Below are 20,449 nucleotides of genomic sequence, written 5' to 3'. Positions count from 1 at the left end.
CGCCGTCGACCCGGTGTCGGCCCCAACGGTAACGGCGTCGCGGCTACGGTGATTCCCATGCCCACGACCTTCGAGCGCCTCCTCGGCCGGCTGCGCGGCCTCGTGCGCGGCACGTCGACAGCCCCTGCCAGACGCCAGGACGCGAGGGTCCGCGCAGGTCGGCCGTCGGAGGCCGGCTACCCGGGTGACGCCACACGGCTGCCCGACGCGGCCTACGCGCCGAAGCCCGACGGTCGCCCCGACCCCGGCGAGATCGTGTGGACGTGGGTGCCCTACGAGGAGGACCACTCCCAGGGCAAGGACCGGCCCGTCCTCATCGTCGGCCGCGACGGCGAGTGGCTCGTGGGCCTACCTCTGACGAGCAAGGACCACGACCGCGACGAGCAGCAGGAGCGGCGCTCGGGCCGCGAGTGGGTCGACATCGGCTCCGGTGCATGGGACCGGCAGGGCCGGCCCAGCGAGGTGCGTGTCAACCGGCTCGTGCGGGTCGACCCCGACGGCGTCCGCCGCGAGGGTGCGGTGCTCCCCCGCGACCGCTACGACGAGGTCGTCTCCGCCGTCCGAGCGCACCACCGGGGCTGAGCGCCGGACGCGGTCGAGCCCGCCCTCCGTCCCCGAGACGCAGATCGGGCCCGTCACCGTGAGGTGACGGGCCCGATCACGCTGTGGGCGGCCGTGTCAGAGCGACGCGACCTTCTTCGCCAGCGCCGACTTCTTGTTGGCGGCCTGGTTCTGGTGGATGACACCCTTGGAGACAGCCTTGTCGAGCTTCTTCGAGGCGGTCTTGAGGGCCTCGGCAGCGGCGTCCTTGTCGCCGGAGGCAGTAGCCTCGCGGACCTTGCGGACCCAGGTGCGGAGCTCGCTCTTGACGGCCTTGTTGCGCTCGGTGCGCGTGCGGTTCGTCTTGATGCGCTTGAGCTGCGACTTGATGTTTGCCACGTGTGTTCTTTCGTTCGGTCGGATGGTTGCCGTTAGAGGGCGGCAAAGCTGCTCGGGACCGGGCGTGGGGACACCCTGCGTGAGCAGCTCTGGGTGCTGCAGACGTGCGCGCACGACCTGAGCGCGCACGCGACGCCCAAAGTTACCAGCGGCGGCCGTGCGCGACCAAACCGGCCGCCTGCCGTCGGGTCCGGGGCCGCGGACCCCGCTCAGCGGGCGGCACGGGCCCGCGCGATCGTGAGGATGGCCCGCTCGACGGCATACACGGGGTCGCGGCCACCGCCCTTGACCTCGAAGTCGGCCGCCGCCACGGCCTGGACGGCGACCGCCAGGCCGTCGGCGCTCCAGTGACCCACGGCGCGTCGGGCCTTGTCGACCTGCCAGGGCGCCATGCCCAGGCTCTTGGCGAGCTGGCCCGAGCTGCCCCGACCGGCTGCGCCGACCTTGATCAGCTGGCGCAGCTGCGAGGCGATCACGGCGACGATCGGCACGGGGTCGACGCCGGTGGCGATGGCGTGCCGCAGCAGGCGCAGCGCCTCGCCGGAGTGCCCGGCGATCGTGGCGTCGGCGACCCGGAAGCCCGTGGCCTCGACCTTGCCTCCGTGGTAGGTGTCGACGACGGCGTCGTCGACGGTGCCCTCGGTGTCGGAGACGAGCTGGGAGCAGGCGGCCGCGAGCTCGCGGACGTCCTTGCCGACCGCCTCGATGAGCGCGCGCACCCCCTCGCTCGTGATCTTGCGCCGGGCTGCCGCGAACTCCTTCAGGACGAAGTCGGTCTTGTCGCGGTCGGTCTTGACGGCGGGGCAGTCGATGACGCGCGCCCCCGCCTTCTTCATCGTGTCGAGGACCTTCTTGCCCTTCATGCCGCCGCCGTGGGCGACGACGAGCCCCACGTCGGGGTCGGGCGCTGCGAGGAGCGAGAGCAGGTCGAGCTGCAGCTCGTCGGGTGACTCGTGCAGGTCACGCACGACGATGGTCTTGGCGCCGCCGAAGAGGGACGGGCTGGCGTGCATCTGCAGCGCCCCGGACTCGTAGGTTGCGGGGTCGATGCGGATGACCTCGGCGTCGGCCTCGCGGGCCGCGTGCAGCACCGATGCGACGGCGCGCTCGACGAGAACTCCCTCCGGTCCGGTCACGAGCACGAAGGGCGGAACGGCCGGGTCGGTCATGGCGTCAACTGTGCCATGCGGTCCCGACAGCCGGGCCGCCCGTCCCCGTGGAAGTGAAGGTCATGTTCGCCCTCGTCCTCGCCCTCGTGCTCGCCGCCGTCGGTCTCGTCCTGCTCCGCCTCAAGGACCATCCGAAGAAGCTGAGCCGCTACGCCGTGATCCCCTTCGGGATCGCACTCTTCCTCGTGGCGAGCGCCTCGTACTACCGGCTCGACGCCGGCGAGGCCGCCGTGACCAAGACGTTCGGAACGGTAGGCGACGAGGCCATCAGCGCCACCGGCATCCACCTCAAGGCCCCGTGGCAGGACCTCATCAGGTTCGACATCCGCAACCAGACCATCTCGCTCGACGAGGACGGCGGCCGGGTCTCGACCGTGACGAGCGACAACGCGACCGTCGCCTACGACGTCACGATCCGCTACTCCCTCAACCCGGGCAAGCTGCCCGAGATCATCCGGCAGTACCCCGACCAGGAGACCTTCATCGCCCGTGCGGTGCTTCCGGGCGTCTCGTCGGTCACGCGCGACGCCCCGACGACGTTCGCCGCCGCCGCGGTGCGCCAGTCCCGTGGACAGCTCGCCCAGCGCATCACCGAGGGTCTCGAGAAGCGCCTCGGCGAGGTCGGCGTGACCGTCGAGCAGGTCGACCCGCGCGCGATCACCCTCGACCAGAACGTGCAGGCCAACTACGACAAGGTCCAGAGCTCGCTCGCCAACGCCGAGGCGGCCAAGGCCGACCTGCAGACCGCGCTCGCCAAGGCCGAGATCACGAAGACCGAGGCGCAGGCGACCTCCGACGCCGACCAGATCATCCGCTGCGGTGCCACCTCGACCCAGGTCAAGGAGGTCATCAACGGCAAGGAGGTCACGGCCGTCAAGGTCGTGCCGGTCACCTCGGACAAGTGCCAGAACCGCCTCAACGAGCAGGTCCTCATGAGCAAGTACATCGACATGCTCAAGGAGCACGGCGACTCGCTCATCGTCGTCCCGCAGGGCACGCAGAACCTGCTCCAGCTCCCGGCCGTCCCGGGATCGTCCACCAAGAGCCAGTAGCAGGCCTCAGTCGAAAAGGGCGCCCGAGGCGAGGGTCAGGCCGAGCTGCTCGACCCTCGCCCGGATGGTCTCCTCGGGCAGCTCGAAGTGGTCGACGAGCTCGTCGAGCTGCATGCCCGACTCCGCGGCGTCGCGCAGCTCCTCGTCCTGCTCGTCGGTCCATGCGTGGCCCGACGTCACGGCGTTGCGCGTCGACGGGGCGACCGGCGGCGGACCGGCCACCGGTCTCGGGTGCTCCGTGCCGTCGGCGTCGGCGCGAGCACCCGTGAGCGACCGCAGCGCCGGCTCCGCCACCGGGACCGGAGGGGGGGCCATCGCGTCGAGCCGCTCGAGCGCGGCCAGCACCATCTTCTTGTCGGTGGTCGGGTAGAAGGGCGGCAGCGAGCGCTGGAGGAAGCCGGCATACCTCGCCGTCATCATCCGCGAGTCGAGGAACGCGACGACGCCGCGGTCGTCGGCGCGGCGCACGAGCCGCCCGGCGCCCTGGGCGAGACGCAGCGCGGCGTGGGTCGCCGACACGGCCATGAAGCCGTTGCCGCCCATGCGGGCGATGGCCTGCGAGCGTGCCGACGCGAGTGGGTCGTCGGGGCGCGGGAACGGGATGCGGTCGATGATGACGAGCTGGCACGACGAGCCCGGCACGTCGACGCCCTGCCAGAGCGTCAGCGTGCCGAAGAGGCACGTGCGCGGGTCGCGGGCGAACTGGCGCACCAGCGTCGTGATCTGGTCCTCGCCCTGGCACAGGACGGGGATGTCGTCACCGAAACGCGCCCGCATGACCTCGGCCGCGGTCTGGGCGGCACGCATCGACGAGAACAGCCCGAGGGTGCGCCCACCGGCCGCGCGGACCAGCTGCTCGATCTCGTCGAGGGTGTCGTCGCCGGCGCCGTCGCGGCCCGGCGGCGGCAGGTGGGCCGCGACGTAGGCGATGGCCTGCTTGGGGTAGTCGAACGGGCTGCCGACGTCGAGCCCCTGCCACTTCGGCGCCCCCTCACCCCGAAGGCCGATCGTGCCGGCGACCGCGTCGAAGGTGCCACCGAGCTCGAGGGTCGCCGACGTGAGCACGACGGTGCGCGCGTCGAACACCTTGTCGCGCACCAGCATCGCGACGCTCATCGGGGCCACCCGCAGCACCGGCCCGCGGCGCTGGTCGCGGTTCAGCCACACGACGTCGAGCTCGCGCTCCTCCAGGATGCGCTCGGCGTTCTCGTGCACCTCGTCGACGGCGGCGCGCGCGACCTGGCGCGCACCGTCGGACTCCTGCCCGGGCGGCGGCTTGAGGTCGCTCTGCACCACGCGGGCCGTGTCGCGCACCCGCGCGAGCGCCAGACCCACGGAGTCGGGGACGCCGAGCATGCGTCCCTCCTCGAGGGGCTCGAGCGCCTGCGCGAGCAGCTCGCCCGCCTCGTCGAGAGCCGCCGTGTTGTCGGACATGCGCCCGGCCTTCTTCGCCGCGGTCATGACCATGGTGCCGGTGAGCTCGTCGGTGATGGTGGCGGTCACCCGGTCGACGAGCTCGTGGGCCTCGTCGACGACGAGCACGTCGTGCTCGGGCAGCATCTGGCGACCCTCGAACGAGTCGATCGCCATGAAGGAGTGGTTGGTCACGACGACGTCGACGTCCTGCGCGGCGGCCCGGGCACGCTCGACGAAGCACTCGGCGACGAGCGGGCACTTGCCGCCCATGCACTCGTGGGCCGACACGGACACCTGGCGCCAGGCCCGCTCCGAGACGCCGGGCACGAGCTCGTCACGGTCGCCGGAGTCGGTGGTCGAGGCCCACTCGCGTAGCCGCACCACCTCCTGGCCGAGACGGCCGACGCCGGCGTCGACCTGCCCGACCGAGAGCAGGCCGTCCTCCTCGTCGGGAAAACCGCCCTCGAGCTTGTTGAGGCACACGTAGTTGCGCCGTCCCTTGACCAGGGCGTAGGTGGGACGCCGGCCGAGCACGGGTGCGATTGCGTCGGCGACCCGCGGCATGTCGCGGTCGACGATCTGCCCCTGCAGGGCGAGCGTGGCGGTCGCAACCACGGCCGGCTTGCCGGCCTCGAAAGCGTGCGCCACCGCCGGCACGAGGTAGGCCAGGGACTTGCCGGTGCCGGTGCCGGCCTGCACGAGCAGGTGCTCTCCGCTCTCGACGGCCTTCCACACGGCCTGCGCCATCTCGACCTGACCGGGACGCTCCGCGCCGCCGACCCCCGACACCGCGGCGTGGAGGAGTTCGTCGAGCGCGGGTCGCTGGGCCATCGGGAAAGCGTATGCCGCCGAGCCGGGCCCTCGTGCGCGGTGTCCCGCGTGAGTCGTGCGCGGGGGTCGACCCGGTCCGTCTCGGGCCCGTCCGGAGGGGCCGGGGCGGGCCGGTACTAGTACCAAGAGACAGTGACTGGGAGCGCCCCCACGGGCCTACCCTGAAGGTGTCAGTGATCCTGATGCTCCGCTCGACCTCGAGGGAGACACGCGATGGCCACGTCACCGACAGACGCCCTCCGCCGAGTCATGCAGCCGGCTCGACGCGAACCAGGTCACTCCCGCGTTGCTCCCGAACCGCTCCCCCACAGGTCGTGCAGGCCTCCCCGTCCCTGACGCTCGACGTGCGAGCTCGGCCCCTCGGAGCTCGGACCTCCCCGGCACTGCTCGAGCCCTCCCCCCTGGCTCACTCCCCCCGTGAAGTGCCGGAGAACGGTGCCGGTTCCCGACCACCCCCCGCGGTCGGGAGCCGGCACTCGGCTCCTCACTGGCGCGCACCGGCGGTGGGACCGACATCACGGCCGCGCATCCCCCGATTGCGCCCCACGAGCGGCCGCCCGGGAGTTCCATCGAGGTATGAGCGCAAAGATGCCCACTGACCTCGACATCGCCGCCGCGGCGACCCTGCGGCCGCTCGTCGAGGTGGCCGCCGACCTCGGTGTGAGCGAGGAACACCTGGAGCCCTGGGGCCGCGACGTCGCCAAGATCGACCTCGGCGTCCTCGACCGATCGGCCCGGCAGGACACGTCGCCCGCGCAGCACCGGCCGGGCGAGCAGAACCGCGCGAAGTACGTCGTGGTCACGGCCATCACCCCGACGCCGCTCGGGGAGGGCAAGACCACGACGTCGGTCGGGCTGGCGCAGGCGCTGGCGAGCACGGGCAGCCGGGCCGTGGTGTGCCTGCGCCAGCCCTCGATGGGCCCCACCTTCGGCATCAAGGGCGGCGCCGCCGGGGGCGGCTACAGCCAGGTCGTCCCGATGGAACGCCTCAACCTGCACCTCACGGGCGACTTCCACGCGGTGACGGCCGCGCACAACCTGCTGGCGGCGATGGTCGACAACCACCTGCACCAGGGCAACAAGCTCGGCATCGACGTGCGCAACATCACCTGGCGACGCGTGCTCGACGTCAACGACCGCGCGCTGCGCACCGTCATCGTGGGCATCGGCTCGCGCGACGACGGGCTCGTGCGCCAGACCGGCTTCGACATCACCGCCGCCAGCGAGGTCATGGTGCTGCTGACGCTGGCCACCTCGCTCGAGGACCTGCGGCTGCGGCTCGGACGCATCGTGGTCGCCTACACGGTGGAGGGCAAGAGCGTCACCGCCGACGACCTCGGCGCGGCGGGAGCCACGGCGGTGATCCTCCGCGACGCCCTCAAGCCGAACCTGCTCCAGACGCTCGAAGGCGGACCGGCGATCGTGCACTGCGGTCCGTTCGGCAACATCGCCACCGGCACGTCGTCCGTCATCGCCGACCTCGTCGGGGTGCGCGGCAGCGACTACGTCATCACCGAGGCCGGCTTCGGGGCCGACATGGGCGCCGAGCGCTTCTTCGACGTCAAGTGCCGGGTCAGCGGCCTCGTGCCCGACGCGGCGGTCCTGGTGGCCACGGTGCGCGCGCTCAAGGCCCACTCCGGCCACTGGACGATCAAGCCGGGCCGGCCGTTGCCCGAGGGCCTGCTCGACGAGGACCCGCAGGAGGTCACGGCGGGCCTGCCGAACCTGCGCAAGCACATCGAGATCATCCAGCGCTTCGGCATCCGGCCCGTCGTCGCCATCAACGCCTTCCCGACCGACCACGACTCGGAGCACGACGTGGTGCGCGCACTGTGCGACGAGCTGGGTGTCCGCTGCGCGGTGACCACCCACGTCGCCGACGGCGGGGCCGGCGGGCGTGAGCTGGCGCGGGCCGTCGTCGACGCAGCCCACGAGCCCTCGGACTTCCGGTTCCTCTACCCGCTCGAGCTCCCGCTCGCCGAGAAGATCGAGGCGATCGCCACCGAGATCTACGGCGCCGACGGCATCGATGTCAGCCCCGCGGCCGCCAAGGCCCTCAAGGAGTACGAGCGGCTCGGCTTCGGCAACCTCCCGGTCGTCATCGCCAAGACGCACCTGTCCATCTCGTCGGACCCGACGCTCAAGGGGGCGCCGACGGGCTGGCGGCTGCCCGTGCGCGAGGTGCGGGCCGCCGTGGGCGCCGGCTACGTCTACGCGATCTGCGGCGACATGCGGACCATGCCCGGTCTGCCGAAGTCGCCGAACGCCGAGCGGATCGACATCCGCGAGGACGGTTCGACGAAAGGGCTGTCCTGACGACGCGCTGTGCTGACGACTCGCTGTCCTGACGACGCGCTGTCCTGACGACGGGCCGGCGGTCGCCACGCCGCTCAGCGGAGCGGGCCCCCGTCGACGCGACGGGCCATGGCGACGTCGTCGCGGTAGTCGGTGGCGCTCAGCCGCAGGCCCCTCGGGACGCGCCCGACCTCGGCCCAGCCGGCCTTCGCGTAGAAGGCGCCGAGGCCGAGCCCGTCGCGGTAGTCGAGCCGGAGCAGCTCGACCCACGGCAGCTCGCGGCGCGCGACGCCGACCATGCCGCCGAGCAGGATGCGGCCGAGGTTCCTGCCCTGCGCCGACGGGTCGACCATGAGCCGCTTCAGGCCGGCCACGTGGGCGTACGGGAAGCCGCGCGAGTGCTCCCAGAACCCGAGCCCGCGCAGGCTCCCGGACCCGGGGTCGACGAGCACGCAGAGCAGCGAGCGCCCGGCCCTCACCTCGTCGAGGTGCCGGTCGAGCGCGGCGGCGACCTCGGTGGCCGGGGCGCCCGGCAGGAACCCGACGGAGCCGCCGGCGTCGTTGACGCGCACCCACAGGTCCACGACGTCGCCGCGGACGTCGTCGACCGCCGCTGCCGGCAGCACCCGCACCCTGGGGGCCTCGAGGTATGCCATCGGCTCTCCGTCGACGTCGTCCCTGGACGAACGAGTGCCCACCTGCACGAGCCCCGCGCGCGTGGCCGTGCGCAGCGAGGCCGTGTTGGCGGTGTCGACCATCGCGGTCACGACGGTGTCAGGACGGTGCTCGACACCCCACGCGACGAGAGCGCGGGAGATCTCCCTCCCGAGGCCCGAACCCAGCCGGTCGTGCGCGAGCCGGTAGTAGAGGTTGAGGGCGCCGCCGTCGGAGTCCTTGTGGCGCAGGCCCGCCCACCCGATCACCTCGCCGGTCGCGTGGTCGACGACAGCCGCATACCCGAGCTCGGAGGTCTCCCAGTCGGCCAGGTCGGCCGCGAGACGGTCGCGGCACCGCTCGGAGCTCGGCATGGTCGCCGGGGCGTGCGCGTAGGTGCGGGGGTCGGTGTGCAGCCGCACGTAGTCGTCGAGGTCGTCGGCCTGCGGCCGCCGCAGGACGACCCGCTCGGTCGTGACCCACGCTCCCGGCGGGTCCCCCGTCGCGGTCACTGCGACCGGCGCTCGGGCGCCCGCGTCTCACAGACGGCCAGGGGGGCGCCGTCGCAGCACGGCTCGATGTAGAGGCACGCGGGACAGCGGTTGTGCGCCTGCTCGGCGTACATCTGCGTGCCGCAGTAGGGGCAGGGGATCTCGAGAGCCATGAACCCATCCTTTCCGACAGCACCGACGCCCGGCGGGTGACCCGCCGGGCGTCGTGTCGAGAAGGGCCGTGGTGCGTCGGCGGGCCGCTCAGCTCGCGACGACGACGTATGCCGTGAGGTCGGCCTCGATCTCCGGCGTGACCTTCGCGCGCACCCGGGTGCCGTCGGCGACGTGCTCGCTCTCGAGGATCTCGGCCTCGTCGTGCAGGCGCGAGACGAGGTCGCCGCGGTCGTAGGGCACGAGCACCTCGACCTCGATGTCGGGCTTGGGCAGCTCGTCGGCGATGAGCGCCCGCAGCTCGGCCAGACCCTCGCCGGTGCGCGCCGACACGGTCACGCAGTGCTTCTCGTGGCGGCGCAGTCGGTCGAGCACCTCAGGGTCGGCGATGTCGGCCTTGTTGACGACGATGATCTCCTTGATCTGGTCGCCACCGACCTCGGCGAGCACGCCCCGGACGGCCGTGATCTGCCCCTCCGGGTCGGGGTGCGAGCCGTCGACGACGTGCAGGAGCAGGTCGGAGTCGCCGACCTCCTCGAGCGTCGACCTGAACGCCTCGACGAGCTGGTGCGGCAGGCTGCGCACGAAGCCGACGGTGTCGGCCAGCGTGTAGACGCGGCCGTCCTCGGTCTCGGTGCGGCGCACCGTCGGGTCGAGGGTCGCGAACAGCTGGTTCTCGACGAGCACGCCGGCACCGGTGAGCCGGTTGAGCAGCGAGCTCTTGCCGGCGTTGGTGTAGCCGGCGATCGCGACCGACGGGACGCCACCGACGCGGCGTGACTGGCGCCTCGTGTCGCGGCTGGTCTTCATGCCCTTGATGTCACGGCGGAGCTTGGCGATCTTGGTGTTGATGCGGCGCCGGTCGAGCTCGATCTTCGTCTCACCGGGGCCACGGGAACCGATGCCCTCACCGCCGGCGACGCGGCCACCGGCCTGCCGGGACATCGACTCACCCCAGCCACGCAGGCGCGGCAGCAGGTACTGCAGCTGGGCCAGCTCCACCTGGGCGCGGCCCTCGCGGCTCTTGGCGTGCTGGGCGAAGATGTCGAGGATCAGCGCAGTGCGGTCGATGACCTTGACCTTGACGACGTCCTCGAGCGCGCGTCGCTGGCTGGGCGCCAGCTCACCGTCGCAGATCACGGTGTCGGCACCCTCGGCGACGACGATGTCGCGCAGCTCGACGGCCTTGCCCTTGCCGAGCCACGTGGCGGGGTCGGGGCGCTGGCGCCGCTGGATGACACCCTCGAGCACGGTCGAACCCGCGGTCTCGGCGAGCGCCGCGAGCTCGCGTATCGAGTTCTCGGCGTCCTCGGCGCTGCCCTCGGTCCAGACACCGGCCAGCACGACACGCTCGAGGCGCAGCTGGCGGTACTCGACCTCGGTGATGTCCTCGAGCTCGGTCGAAAGGCCCTGGACCCGCCGGAGCGCCGCACGCTCCTCGCGCTCGAGCTGGTCACCGTCGTAGAGGGGGAACTGGGCCCCGTCGGTCTCGAGGTCGTCAGCAGCCAGCGCGGTGGCGCGGGTGCCGAACAGGTGGCGCTCGCGGTCGGTGCCGCGAGCGGAGTCGCTGGTGTGGTTGCTGTGGTTGCTCGTCATGTTCTCCCTATGGTCCCAAAGGTCCAACGCCACGGGCCACTCGTTTGTGCCCGCACCTCGCACGAGAACGCCTCCCGCGCCGGGTACGGTGGCGGCGATGGCCGGCCCGACGAACCACCCGCACGACTCCGGCCCGGTGGTCGACCACTGGGCGCGCCGCACCGCGTCGGCCGGCGCTCCCGGGAGGCCGGGGCGCTCGGGCCGAGACCTTCTCACGTGGTGCGGCTGCGTCGCCCTGCTCGTCATCGGCGTCGCCGGCCTGGCGTACACGCCGTACGCGTGGCAGCGCGGCGACGCGATGCTCGGCGCGCGCACGTGCACGACGGAGCAGGTGGGGGCGGCCCGCACGGACGCGTGCTTCGTGCCGGTGCCCGGCCGCGTGACCGGACGGTTCAGCCGCGGCGAGTGGCGCTTCACCCCCGATGCTGGTCGCCCGGACGCGTACGTGCGTTTCGCCGATGACAACCCCTACGACACCTCCCGGTGGCCGCCGGACCTTGCGCGTCTGCTCGGCGGCGAGCCCACGACAGCGCTCTACTGGGGGAAGGACCCGGTCGCGTTCATGGTCGGGGCGAAGCGGGTCGACACGCTGTCCTACGGATCCACCACGGTCATGGTCGGGCTGTGGGGCGGAGTCATGGGGCTGTCCTTCGGGGCGGCCTCCCTCCGGTCGCTGTTGCGCCGCCGGGCCGGACGCCTCGACGTGACCCTCGCGGTGTCGGGAGTCGTCGCCCTCGTGCTCCTCGGCGTGGACATCGGCGGCGCGGTGAGCTGGCGCGCCGAGGCGCTCTGGTGGGGCGCCCTCGTCGTGGGGGTCCTGATGGCGCCGAGCCGCTGGACGAGGTCGTGGGCGGCGCTCGCCGCCCGGCGACGGAGCTGACAGCCGCCCACCGGAGCAGGTGGGGCGCGAGCGCACCCACGCCGATACGGTGGCCGTGATGAGCGACCCGACCGACCACTACTTCAGCGCCGAGCCGGCTACGCCGGAGGAGCGGCGCAGCATCGAGGTGACCCTCGAGGGCCGCCGTCTCACGCTGACGACGGCGCGCGGCGTCTACAGCCCCGACCGCCTCGACCCGGGAACGACGGTCCTGCTCGCAGGGGTGCCGGACCCGAGCCCCACCGGAGACCTGCTCGACATCGGCTGCGGCTGGGGGCCCATCTCCATCTCCCTGGCGCTGCGCTCCCCCGGTGCGCGTGTCTGGGGCGTCGACGTCAACCGCCGTGCGCTCGACCTGGCCCGCGCGAACGCGGCGGCGGCCGGCGCCGACTCGATCACCTTCTGCGAGCCCGACGAGGTGCCGGACGACCTGCGCTTCGCCACGATCTGGTCGAACCCGCCCATCCACGTCGGCAAGGCCGCCCTGCACGCCCTGCTCGAGCGATGGCTGCCCCGCCTCTCGGACGATGGTGTCGCGTACCTCGTCGTGCAGAAGCACCTCGGCTCCGACTCCCTGCAGAAGTGGCTCAACGCGCAGGACTGGGGCCTGGTCTGCACGCGCCTGTCGTCGGCGAAGGCCTTCCGCATCCTCGAGGTCCGCCGTGCCTGAGCCCACGGCGGCCGTCGACGACGCCAGGGCGCTCGTCGAGCTGTGGTTCCCCGATGCCCGGGCTGCCTGGCTCGGCGGCAGCGTCGTGCTCGGGTCGGCGACGCCCGGCTCGGACCTCGACGTCACGGTGCTCCTCGGCGGGCCGCCGGCGCCCTACCGCGACTCGCGACGGTTCCGGGGCTGGCCCGTCGAGCTCTTCGTGCACACCGACACCTCGCTCGGGCACTACCTGCGGCAGGACGTGCGCGCGGGCCGTCCGACGATGCCGCGCCTCGTCGGGCGCTCCGTGCTGCTGCGCGACACCGACGGCAGCGGCGCCCAGTGGCAGACCACGGCCCGCGCCCTCCTGGCCGAGGGCCCGTCCCGGCTCTCCGGGGACGACCTCGCGACCCTGCGGTATGCCGTCACCGACCTCCTCGACGACGTCACCCACGCGCACGACGGCCACGAGCGCCTGGTCAGCGCGACTCTCCTCGCCGACGAGAGTGCGCGGCTGCTGCTGCACGGCTCGGGCCACTGGTGGGGTCGGGGCAAGTGGGTCGCCCGCGAGCTGGCCGACCTCGACCGCACCGAGGACGCCGCAGGAGGCGGCGGCACCGGGGACCACAGGAACACCGGCTGGGCTGCTCGCCACGAGCAGGCGCTCGTCACGGCGGCGGCGGGTGACGTGTCGCTCCTGCTCGCCTTCGCCGACGAGGTGCTGGCTCGCCATGGAGGCCCGCTCTTCGAGGGTCACCGGCTGGTCGGCACCGATCCCGGAGCCCGGGACCCTGCGCAGCCCGCAGAGGCGACGGACGAAGCGGACGCCGCCGGGTCGCGGTGACCCGCCGCTCCGACGAGCCGTCGACCCAACGCCGGTCTGGGGTCCGGAGGGTCAGAGGGGGAAGTCGCCATCGGCGACGAGAGCGGCTGGGCCGGCCAGCTCGACCCGCTGACCCGGCAGGGGCGTCACGGTCAGACGACCGCCGGGCACGTCGACCGTCCAGGGGCTGAGGTCCTCGACCCCGGACCAGAAGCGCGTCGCGAGAGCCGCGGCCGCGGCCCCGGTGCCGCAGGACCGGGTCTCGCCGACGCCGCGCTCGTGGACGCGCATCTCGATGTGGCCCGGCCCGACCGCGCGGACGAACTCGACGTTCGCGCCGCCGGCCGGCTCGGGGTGAAGCTGCGGCGCCTCGGAGAGGTCGAGGTTCTCGAGGGCGATCCCCTCGGGCAGCATGACCACCGCGTGCGGGTTGCCGAGGTCGAGCGACAGGGCCGGCACGGGCTTGCCGTGGCGTGGACGCACCATGATGTCGAAGCCGTCGCGGCGCGCACCCTCCTCGTCGGCGAGCCGCCACGGGCCGAGGTCGACGGCATACCCCTGCTCGACGACGCGCACCGTCTTGACGCCGGCTCGGGTGGCGATGGAGAAGCTCGACCCGAAGGCCAGCCCCTCGCGACGGAGGAACTCGGCGAAGACGCGGGTGCCGTTGCCGCACATCTCGGCCAGGGAGCCGTCCGCGTTGCGGTAGTCCATGAACCACTCCGCCTCGGCCGCCTGGGCGCGGACGGCCTCGTCGGTGGCGTGCGCGGTGCGCACCACGCGGATGACGCCGTCGGCGCCGAGTCCGGCGTGGCGGTCGGCGATCCGCTGCACCTGGGCCGGCGTGAGCTCGAGCGATCCCTCGAGGTCGGGGACGAGGACGAAGTCGTTCTCGGTGCCGTGGCCCTTGGCGAAGCGTGTCATGTCAGCCATTCTCCGGCATGGCGTGCGACGCCTCCGCACCCGCCGCGCTGATCGCGCCCAGAGCCTGGTCGAGCAGGTCGTCGGCGAGCGCGTCGAGCCACACGATGCGCGGGTCGGGGCGGAACCACGACTCCTGCCGACGGGCATAGCGTCGGGTGGCCTGCGCGGTGTCGAGCCGGGCCCCGACCTCGTCGAGCCGACCGTCGATGACGGCGATCGCCTGGCTGTAGCCGATGGCCCGGCTCGCGGTGACCCCGCTCCTGAGCCCGCGGCCCAGGAGCATCTCGGTCTCGTCGCGCAGGCCCTGCTCCCACATGCGGTCCACGCGGTGGGTGATGCGTTCGTCGAGGACCCGCCGGTCGACGCGCAGACCGAGGAGGACCGCGGGAGAAAGCAGCTCGCGCTTCGGCATCGAGGCGCTGAACGGGCGACCGGTCAGCTCGACGACCTCGAGCGCGCGCACGACACGTCGCACGTTGCCGGGGAGGATCGTGGCGGCTGCCTGCGGGTCGGCGGCCTTGAGACGTGCATGCAGGACGTCACCGCCCAACGCCTCCGCCTCGGCCTCGAGCCGGGACCGCACCCCGGGGTCGGTCGGCGGGATCTCGAGCCGGTCGAGCGCAGCCCTGACGTAGAGGCCGGAGCCGCCGACGAGCACGGGTCGGTGGCCGCGTGCCGTGATGGCCGCGAAGTCACGACGGGCAGCCTCCTGGTAGGCCGCGACGCTGGCGTCCTCGGTGACGTCGAGGACGTCGAGCTCGTGGTGGGCGATGCCGCGCCTCTCGGCGACGGCCAGCTTGGCGGTGCCGATGTCCATGCCCCGGTAGAACTGCATGGCGTCGGCGTTGACGACCTCGCCGCCGAGGCGCTCGGCCAGGTCGAGAGCGAGGTCGGACTTGCCCGTGGCGGTCGCCCCGACGACCGCCACGATGGGTGCGGCCGGGTCGGCGAGGGGCGCAGTGCTCACCTGGGGCCTCGCAGGACGGCGGGCGTCAGACGGTGGACCACCGAGGGCACTCAGCCGATGAGCTCGTCGGCGTGCTCGTCGCTCTGCTCGTCGTCGTGCCCGAAGGGGTCGCGGTCGACACCGGGGTGCCACGACTGGCCGGGCTTGCCCCACCCGTTGCGCTTGACGGCCTTGCGTGCCTTCTTCGACTGGCGCTCGTCGAGCCGGTCGACGTAGAGCGTGCCGTTGAGGTGGTCGTACTCGTGCTGCATGCAGCGCGCGAACCAGCCGGTCGCGTCGAACTCGACACGGTTGCCGTCGAGGTCGAGGCCGACGACGTGCGCACGGTCGGCGCGCTTGAGCGGGAACGCCTCGCCCGGCACCGAGAGGCACCCCTCGGTCTCCTCGTCGGGGTTGGGGCGCTCCTGCGGGATCTTCGACGTCGTGACGGTCGGGTTGATGACGTGGCCCTGCTCGGGCACGCCGTCCTCGTTGGCCATCTTCCAGATGAAGACCCGGAGCCCGACCCCCACCTGCGGCGCGGCGAGCCCGACACCGTTGGCGGCGACGTTCGTCTCGTACATGTCCTCGACGAGGGTCCTGAGGTCCTCGTCGAACTCGGTCACGAGGGCGGCCGAACGGTGCAGGACGGGCTCACCCGTGATGACGATGGGTCGCACAGTCATGCGCCAAGTCAAGCACGAGGGGGCGAGAGGTCCCGAACCGGCTCAGGCGATCGAGCACCCAGGCGTGACCGGCGCGGCCGCCGGACGGCCGATCGACGGCATACCGAGGCTGACCGCCGGCTTGCCCGAGCCCTGCGGGGCGTCCTGGAGCGCCGCCCACGCGTCGCCCCCGGGAGTGCGCCGGACGGCATACGTGCCACCCTCGATGCCGGAGTCGGCGACGAGGTGGTGCGGCGCACCGTACGTCACGGCCACCGTGACCATGTCGCCGGGCCGCGGCACCTCCGCACCCGCCGGCACCGCGAAGTGCACGAGCCGGTTGTCTCGAGCGCGACCCGACAGACGCTTGGTCTCGGAGTCCTTGCGGCCCTCGGAGGGAGCGACCAGCACCTCGACCTCACGGCCCTCGAGGGTGCGGTTCTCGGCCCAGCTGACCTCTTCCTGGAGCGCGATGAGGCGTTCGAAGCGCTCCTGCACCACCGCCTTCGGCACCTGGTGCTCCATCGTCGCGGCGGGCGTGCCCGGACGGATGGAGTACTGGAAGGTGAAGGCGCTCGAGAAGCGGGACTCGCGCACGACGTCGAGGGTGCCCTGGAAGTCCTCCTCGGTCTCACCGGGGAAGCCGACGATGAGGTCGGTCGTGATGGCGGCGTCGGGGATGTGGCGCCGGACGTTCTCGATGATGCCGAGGAACTTCGTGCTGCGGTACGAGCGGCGCATGTCCTTCAGCACCTTGTCGGAGCCGGACTGCAGCGGCATGTGCAGGCTCGGCATGACATTGGGCGTCTCGGCCATGGCGAGGATGACGTCCTCGGTGAAGGCGGCCGGGTGCGGGCTGGTGAACCGGACCCGCTCCAGGCCCTCGATCTCGCCGCAGGCGCGCAGCAGCTTGCCGAACGCGAGGCGGTCGCCGAACTCGACGCCGTAGGTGTTGACGTTCTGCCCGAGGAGGGTCACCTCGACCACGCCCTGCGCCACGAGCGCCTCGATCTCGGCGAGGATCTCGCCGGGGCGGCGGTCCTGCTCCTTGCCGCGCAGGCTCGGCACGATGCAGAACGTGCACGTGTTGTTGCAGCCGACCGAGATCGACACCCAGGCGCTGTAGGCCGAGTCACGACGCGTGGGCAGCGTCGAGGGGAAGACCTCGAGGCTTTCGAGGATCTCGACCTCGGCACGCTTGTTGTGCGCCGCACGGTCGAGCAGCGCGGGCAGCGAGCCGATGTTGTGGGTGCCGAAGACGACGTCGACCCATGGCGCACGCTTGACGATCGTGCCGCGGTCCTTCTGCGCCATGCAGCCGCCGACGGCGATCTGCATGTCGGGGTTCGCGAGCTTGGCCGGACGCAGCTGGCCGAGGTTGCCGTAGAGCTTGTTGTCGGCGTTCTCGCGCACGGCACACGTGTTGAAGACGACGACGTCGGCGACCGCGGGCCGCTCCTCGGCAGGGAGGCTCGCGAGGTCGACGTAGCCGGCGGTCTCGAGGAGCCCCGCGAGGCGCTCGCTGTCGTGGACGTTCATCTGGCACCCGTGGGTGCGCACGTCGTACGTCCTGCCCGTGCGGCTCTCGGAGGTGACGGGCTGTTGCGCGGAGGTCTGCATAGTCATGGCACCGACAAGGGTACGGCGTGCGCCGGGAGACGACGGCCGGCCGCGGCGCATCAGCCGAGATGCGGCGGCACCGGGAATACCCCACGGGTCGAGCCAGTTGACCCAGGTGCTTGACAGTTCAACCAAACCCCGGCATCATAGTGATTGAACATTTAACCACCTACGTCAAAGGACGCTCCCCATGGGTCTCTTCAACCGCACCAAGTCCGACTCCAACGAGGCCGTCGAGCCTGCTGCCGTCGCCTCCGTCGCCGTCTCCGACATCTCCGGTGACTACACGCTCGACCCGAGCCACACCCGTATCGGCTTCTCGGCCCGTCACGCGATGGTGACCAAGGTCCGCGGCAACTTCGAGCAGTTCGAGGGCTCGGCCACGGTCGACACCGCGAACCCGGCCAACTCCTCGGTCAAGGTCGTCATCGAGGCCGCCTCCGTCACGACGCACAACGAGCAGCGCGACGGTCACCTCAAGACCCCCGACTTCTTCGACGTCGCCAACTACCCGCAGATCACCTTCGTCTCGACGAACGTCGAGCGCGACGGCTCCGAGTGGGCCATCACCGGCGACCTGACGATCAACGGCGTCACCAAGTCGATCACGGTGCCCTTCGAGGAGACCGGCTCGGCCAAGGACCCGTTCGGCAACACCCGCGTCGGCTTCGAGGGTGAGACCACCATCGACCGCACCGACTGGAACCTCTCCTTCAACGCCGCCCTCGAGACCGGCGGCGTCCTCGTGAGCGAGAAGGTCAAGCTCGAGTTCGACATCTCGGCGATCGCCGTCGTGCCCGCGCAGGCCTGAGCCTCCAGCACCACACCCGAAGGGGGTGGGGACCGAAAGGTCCTCACCCCCTTGTGCTCTCCCGGGACCCGCAGACCGTGCAGCGGCCACACCGCCCCGCAGCGAGTCGCGCCAGAAGTCTCAGTCGCGCCGGTGCTCGGGCAGGCCGTCGACGCCGTCCCGGATGACAGGCCAGGCCACCTCACCGGAGTAACCCTTGCGCGCGAGCATGCCGGCCAGGCGGCGGGCCTGGACCTCCGGGGGCAGGCCGCGCATCGAGCGCAGCTTCTTGGCGACGAGCTGCTCGGCACGCAGGCGCTCGTCGTTCACCCCGACCTGGCCGAGCGCCTCGTCGGCGACCTCCTGGTCGATGCCCTGCTTGCGCAGCTCGTGCGCCAGCGCCCGACGCGCGAGACCCTTGCCGGCCTGACGCGACCGCACCAGCATCTGGGCGTAGGCCTCGTCGTCGACGAGCCCCACCTCGGTCATGCGGTCGAGGACCTTGGCTGCGACCGTGTCGTCGCAGCCACGCTGACGCAGCTTGCGCTCGAGCTGGGCCCGGCTGCGCGGCGCCATGCTCAGCTGGCGCAGCACGATGGCCCGGGCCACCGACTCCGCGTCGGCTTCGGGGACCTCGACCTCGACGTCGTCGGGCGGTGGCGTCCAGGGGCGACGCTCCCCCGCCGGCGCGGTGTCGACGGGCGCCTCGTCCACGGGCACGGCCCAGTCGGGCCGCTCCGCGGAGTCGGCCGCAGCCCACCCGGTGCGGCGCGCGGCGCCGCCACGCCGTGGTTCAGCGCGAGCAGGTCGCCGCCCGGCCCGGGCCGCCCCTCCCGTGCGCTTGCGCGACGGAGGAGGGTCGTCGGACGCGGCGGCCCGCGCCTCGACGACACCCTGCGCCTCGGCGAGGGCGGCCGCGGCGCGGGCCAGACGTTCCTGCGGTGACTCGTGTGCCGGCACGATCAGAAGTCGACGGGCACGTCCGCGACCTCGGCGGGCATGTCGACGCGCGGCCCGACGCCGAGCTTCTCCTTGACCTTCTTCTCGATCTCGTCGGCGAGGTCGGGGTTGTCCTTGAGGAAGTTGCGGGCGTTCTCCTTGCCCTGACCGAGCTGGTCGCCCTCGTAGGTGTACCAGGCACCGGCCTTGCGGACGAAGCCGTGCTCGACGCCCATGTCGATGAGGCCGCCCTCGCGCGAGATGCCATGGCCGTAGAGGATGTCGAACTCCGCCTGCTTGAACGGCGGCGACACCTTGTTCTTGACGACCTTGACGCGGGTGCGGTTGCCGACGGGCTCGGTGCCGTCCTTGAGGGTCTCGATGCGACGCACGTCGAGGCGGACCGAGGCGTAGAACTTGAGCGCCTTGCCACCGGTGGTCGTCTCGGGCGAGCCGAACATGACACCGATCTTCTCGCGGAGCTGGTTGATGAAGATCGCCGTCGTGCCGGTGTTGTTGAGGGCGCCGGTGAGCTTGCGCAGCGCCTGGCTCATGAGGCGGGCCTGCAGACCCACGTGGCTGTCGCCCATCTCGCCCTCGATCTCGGCGCGCGGCACGAGCGCGGCGACGGAGTCGATGACGATGATGTCGAGGGCGCCGGAGCGGATCAGCATGTCGGCGATCTCGAGCGCCTGCTCACCGGTGTCGGGCTGCGACACGAGGAGGGCGTCGGTGTCGACACCGAGCTTCTTGGCGTAGTCCGGGTCGAGCGCGTGCTCGGCGTCGATGAAGGCCGCGATGCCCCCGGCCCGCTGGGCGTTGGCCACGGCGTGGAGCGCGACCGTCGTCTTGCCCGAGGACTCGGGGCCGTAGACCTCGATGATGCGTCCGCGGGGCAGGCCGCCGATGCCGAGGGCCACGTCGAGGGCGATCGAGCCGGTCGGGATGACCTCGATCGGCGGACGGACGTCGTCGCCGAGGCGCATCACCGCGCCCTTGCCGTAGTTCTTCTCGATCTGGCCCATCACCGAGGTGAGCGCCTTGTCCTTGTCCATCGCCTTCGCCTGGGGGGCTGCCATGTCGGGCTCCTAGTCTGCCGTCTGCGCTGCGGTCGTCTACCTACGACCCGGGCACGGATCGCACTGGGAGATCCGCTGTCAGGTCAGACGTTAGGTGCCGGCGCCGACATCGGGTGGGACCACCAGACGGCTTGTGGACGATGCGGGTGGTGGCACAGGACCTGTGGAGAACATTACCGAACACGTGTTCGAAGTCGCGACGACACGCCGGTCACCTGCCGACCTGGCCTCCCTGGGCGCCGCGCGCCACCCGCACGTCACGGCCCAGCCTCCGCTCGGGCGGCACGTCCATGTCGACGCAGAGCGCCTCCCAGACCGCCCGGGGCGCCTCTCCGTCGTCGAGCGCCTGGACGACGGTGCGGTTGCCGAGCGCGCCGATGACGTGGTCACGCGCCAGCGACCCGGCATACGCCGGCCCGAACTCGTCGTCCATCAAGGTCCAGAAGTGGCTGATCCGCACCCCAGCAGTCTGCCACCCATAGCCGCGGAACCCGTTGCGCCGAAACCGTCGTCGGAGCGT

At 72.0% G+C, this 20,449-nt stretch carries 20 protein-coding genes; 7 read left to right on the top strand and 13 right to left on the bottom strand.

Features of this window, described 5'->3' with window-relative positions; all coding sequences use genetic code 11:
- The first annotated feature begins 57 nt into the window (after positions 1-57).
- Positions 58-582 carry a type II toxin-antitoxin system PemK/MazF family toxin gene (locus ACYVNR_RS09350; RefSeq protein ID WP_458800529.1) on the top strand — a complete coding sequence of 175 codons (525 nt, stop codon included), beginning with the start codon at positions 58-60 and terminating at the stop codon, positions 580-582.
- Between the two features lie 96 nt (positions 583-678).
- Here the strand turns inward: ACYVNR_RS09350 and rpsT are convergent, their stop codons facing one another.
- Positions 679-939 (bottom strand): 30S ribosomal protein S20, encoded by a 261-nt coding sequence (gene rpsT / locus ACYVNR_RS09345; RefSeq protein ID WP_045190444.1) that lies wholly within the window; start codon positions 937-939, stop codon positions 679-681.
- A gap of 209 nt (positions 940-1,148) precedes the next feature.
- Positions 1,149-2,108, bottom strand: a complete 960-nt coding sequence (gene holA / locus ACYVNR_RS09340; protein ID WP_045190445.1) for a DNA polymerase III subunit delta — start codon at positions 2,106-2,108, stop codon at positions 1,149-1,151.
- Positions 2,109-2,170: 62 nt separating this feature from the next.
- Between holA and ACYVNR_RS09335 the strand changes: the two genes are divergently transcribed.
- Complete coding sequence (locus ACYVNR_RS09335; protein ID WP_458800532.1) at positions 2,171-3,160, top strand: prohibitin family protein; 990 nt, start codon at positions 2,171-2,173, stop codon at positions 3,158-3,160.
- 6 nt (positions 3,161-3,166) lie between these two features.
- Here the strand turns inward: ACYVNR_RS09335 and ACYVNR_RS09330 are convergent, their stop codons facing one another.
- On the bottom strand, positions 3,167-5,407 hold the full coding sequence (locus ACYVNR_RS09330) for an ATP-dependent DNA helicase (RefSeq protein WP_461047843.1): 2,241 nt from the start codon (positions 5,405-5,407) through the stop codon (positions 3,167-3,169).
- 576 nt (positions 5,408-5,983) lie between these two features.
- On the opposite strand from ACYVNR_RS09330, the gene ACYVNR_RS09325 reads away from it, so the two are divergent.
- The gene (locus tag ACYVNR_RS09325) at positions 5,984-7,723 is read left to right on the top strand and encodes a formate--tetrahydrofolate ligase (RefSeq protein WP_461047842.1); all 1,740 of its coding nucleotides are present in this window, start codon (positions 5,984-5,986) and stop codon (positions 7,721-7,723) included.
- 74 nt (positions 7,724-7,797) lie between these two features.
- Here ACYVNR_RS09325 and ACYVNR_RS09320 read toward each other — a convergent pair whose 3' ends face one another.
- The 3 genes from ACYVNR_RS09320 to hflX form a co-directional block, all read right to left on the bottom strand.
- Positions 7,798-8,868 carry a GNAT family N-acetyltransferase gene (locus ACYVNR_RS09320; RefSeq protein ID WP_461047841.1) on the bottom strand — a complete coding sequence of 357 codons (1,071 nt, stop codon included), beginning with the start codon at positions 8,866-8,868 and terminating at the stop codon, positions 7,798-7,800.
- The gene (locus tag ACYVNR_RS09315) at positions 8,865-9,020 is read right to left on the bottom strand and encodes a hypothetical protein (protein ID WP_458800538.1); all 156 of its coding nucleotides are present in this window, start codon (positions 9,018-9,020) and stop codon (positions 8,865-8,867) included. Before ACYVNR_RS09315 ends, ACYVNR_RS09320 begins: the two co-directional genes overlap by 4 nt.
- Before the next feature lie 88 nt (positions 9,021-9,108).
- Entirely contained in the window at positions 9,109-10,614 is a 1,506-nt protein-coding gene (hflX, locus tag ACYVNR_RS09310; protein ID WP_045190453.1) for a GTPase HflX, read from the bottom strand.
- 97 nt (positions 10,615-10,711) lie between these two features.
- Here hflX and ACYVNR_RS09305 point away from each other — a divergent pair, with 97 nt between their 5' ends.
- The 3 genes from ACYVNR_RS09305 to ACYVNR_RS09295 are packed head-to-tail and all read left to right on the top strand — an operon-like array spanning position 10,712 to position 12,987.
- Positions 10,712-11,494 carry a hypothetical protein gene (locus tag ACYVNR_RS09305; RefSeq protein WP_461047840.1) on the top strand — a complete coding sequence of 261 codons (783 nt, stop codon included), beginning with the start codon at positions 10,712-10,714 and terminating at the stop codon, positions 11,492-11,494.
- Between the two features lie 58 nt (positions 11,495-11,552).
- Complete coding sequence (locus ACYVNR_RS09300) at positions 11,553-12,164, top strand: class I SAM-dependent methyltransferase (RefSeq protein ID WP_461047839.1); 612 nt, start codon at positions 11,553-11,555, stop codon at positions 12,162-12,164.
- Positions 12,157-12,987, top strand: coding sequence for a nucleotidyltransferase domain-containing protein (locus ACYVNR_RS09295; RefSeq protein WP_461047838.1), 831 nt, complete (start codon positions 12,157-12,159; stop codon positions 12,985-12,987). The genes ACYVNR_RS09300 and ACYVNR_RS09295 overlap by 8 nt, the downstream gene beginning before the upstream one ends.
- A gap of 51 nt (positions 12,988-13,038) precedes the next feature.
- Here ACYVNR_RS09295 and dapF read toward each other — a convergent pair whose 3' ends face one another.
- Genes dapF through miaB form a run of 4 tightly spaced genes read right to left on the bottom strand, consistent with a single transcriptional unit; the run spans position 13,039 to position 17,127 of the window.
- Positions 13,039-13,890 carry a diaminopimelate epimerase gene (dapF, locus tag ACYVNR_RS09290; RefSeq protein WP_045190458.1) on the bottom strand — a complete coding sequence of 284 codons (852 nt, stop codon included), beginning with the start codon at positions 13,888-13,890 and terminating at the stop codon, positions 13,039-13,041.
- A 1-nt stretch (position 13,891) separates the two neighbouring features.
- Positions 13,892-14,857, bottom strand: coding sequence for a tRNA (adenosine(37)-N6)-dimethylallyltransferase MiaA (miaA, locus tag ACYVNR_RS09285; RefSeq protein ID WP_461047837.1), 966 nt, complete (start codon positions 14,855-14,857; stop codon positions 13,892-13,894).
- Positions 14,858-14,907: 50 nt separating this feature from the next.
- Positions 14,908-15,522 (bottom strand): peptide deformylase, encoded by a 615-nt coding sequence (def, locus tag ACYVNR_RS09280; RefSeq protein WP_045190461.1) that lies wholly within the window; start codon positions 15,520-15,522, stop codon positions 14,908-14,910.
- A 42-nt stretch (positions 15,523-15,564) separates the two neighbouring features.
- On the bottom strand, positions 15,565-17,127 hold the full coding sequence (gene miaB / locus ACYVNR_RS09275) for a tRNA (N6-isopentenyl adenosine(37)-C2)-methylthiotransferase MiaB (RefSeq protein ID WP_461047836.1): 1,563 nt from the start codon (positions 17,125-17,127) through the stop codon (positions 15,565-15,567).
- A gap of 184 nt (positions 17,128-17,311) precedes the next feature.
- On the opposite strand from miaB, the gene ACYVNR_RS09270 reads away from it, so the two are divergent.
- Complete coding sequence (locus ACYVNR_RS09270; protein WP_458800549.1) at positions 17,312-17,932, top strand: YceI family protein; 621 nt, start codon at positions 17,312-17,314, stop codon at positions 17,930-17,932.
- Positions 17,933-18,052: 120 nt separating this feature from the next.
- Here ACYVNR_RS09270 and ACYVNR_RS09265 read toward each other — a convergent pair whose 3' ends face one another.
- The 3 genes from ACYVNR_RS09265 to ACYVNR_RS09255 form a co-directional block, all read right to left on the bottom strand.
- Positions 18,053-18,871 (bottom strand): regulatory protein RecX, encoded by an 819-nt coding sequence (locus tag ACYVNR_RS09265; RefSeq protein ID WP_461047835.1) that lies wholly within the window; start codon positions 18,869-18,871, stop codon positions 18,053-18,055.
- Between the two features lie 2 nt (positions 18,872-18,873).
- Positions 18,874-19,905, bottom strand: a complete 1,032-nt coding sequence (recA, locus tag ACYVNR_RS09260) for a recombinase RecA (protein WP_458800815.1) — start codon at positions 19,903-19,905, stop codon at positions 18,874-18,876.
- 235 nt (positions 19,906-20,140) lie between these two features.
- Positions 20,141-20,389, bottom strand: a complete 249-nt coding sequence (locus tag ACYVNR_RS09255) for a DUF3046 domain-containing protein (RefSeq protein WP_082080858.1) — start codon at positions 20,387-20,389, stop codon at positions 20,141-20,143.
- Positions 20,390-20,449: the final 60 nt, after the last annotated feature.

It is taken from the genome of Terrabacter koreensis, from assembly GCF_054783315.1.
This window is presented reverse-complemented; position numbering and strand designations above follow the sequence as displayed.

What these genes read in the sequence shown, in the direction of transcription:
- hflX (WP_045190453.1), bottom strand. Translation starts at nt 10,614, where the DNA reads ATGACGAGCAACCACAGCAACCACACCAGCGACTCCGCTCGCGGCACC.
- ACYVNR_RS09270 (WP_458800549.1), top strand. Translation starts at nt 17,312, where the DNA reads ATGGGTCTCTTCAACCGCACCAAGTCCGACTCCAACGAGGCCGTCGAG.
- ACYVNR_RS09350 (WP_458800529.1), top strand. Translation starts at nt 58, where the DNA reads ATGCCCACGACCTTCGAGCGCCTCCTCGGCCGGCTGCGCGGCCTCGTG.
- holA (WP_045190445.1), bottom strand. Translation starts at nt 2,108, where the DNA reads ATGACCGACCCGGCCGTTCCGCCCTTCGTGCTCGTGACCGGACCGGAG.
- ACYVNR_RS09300 (WP_461047839.1), top strand. Translation starts at nt 11,553, where the DNA reads ATGAGCGACCCGACCGACCACTACTTCAGCGCCGAGCCGGCTACGCCG.
- ACYVNR_RS09335 (WP_458800532.1), top strand. Translation starts at nt 2,171, where the DNA reads ATGTTCGCCCTCGTCCTCGCCCTCGTGCTCGCCGCCGTCGGTCTCGTC.
- ACYVNR_RS09305 (WP_461047840.1), top strand. Translation starts at nt 10,712, where the DNA reads ATGGCCGGCCCGACGAACCACCCGCACGACTCCGGCCCGGTGGTCGAC.
- dapF (WP_045190458.1), bottom strand. Translation starts at nt 13,890, where the DNA reads ATGACACGCTTCGCCAAGGGCCACGGCACCGAGAACGACTTCGTCCTC.
- recA (WP_458800815.1), bottom strand. Translation starts at nt 19,905, where the DNA reads ATGGACAAGGACAAGGCGCTCACCTCGGTGATGGGCCAGATCGAGAAG.
- def (WP_045190461.1), bottom strand. Translation starts at nt 15,522, where the DNA reads ATGACTGTGCGACCCATCGTCATCACGGGTGAGCCCGTCCTGCACCGT.
- ACYVNR_RS09315 (WP_458800538.1), bottom strand. Translation starts at nt 9,020, where the DNA reads ATGGCTCTCGAGATCCCCTGCCCCTACTGCGGCACGCAGATGTACGCC.
- miaB (WP_461047836.1), bottom strand. Translation starts at nt 17,127, where the DNA reads ATGACTATGCAGACCTCCGCGCAACAGCCCGTCACCTCCGAGAGCCGC.
- ACYVNR_RS09325 (WP_461047842.1), top strand. Translation starts at nt 5,984, where the DNA reads ATGAGCGCAAAGATGCCCACTGACCTCGACATCGCCGCCGCGGCGACC.
- ACYVNR_RS09330 (WP_461047843.1), bottom strand. Translation starts at nt 5,407, where the DNA reads ATGGCCCAGCGACCCGCGCTCGACGAACTCCTCCACGCCGCGGTGTCG.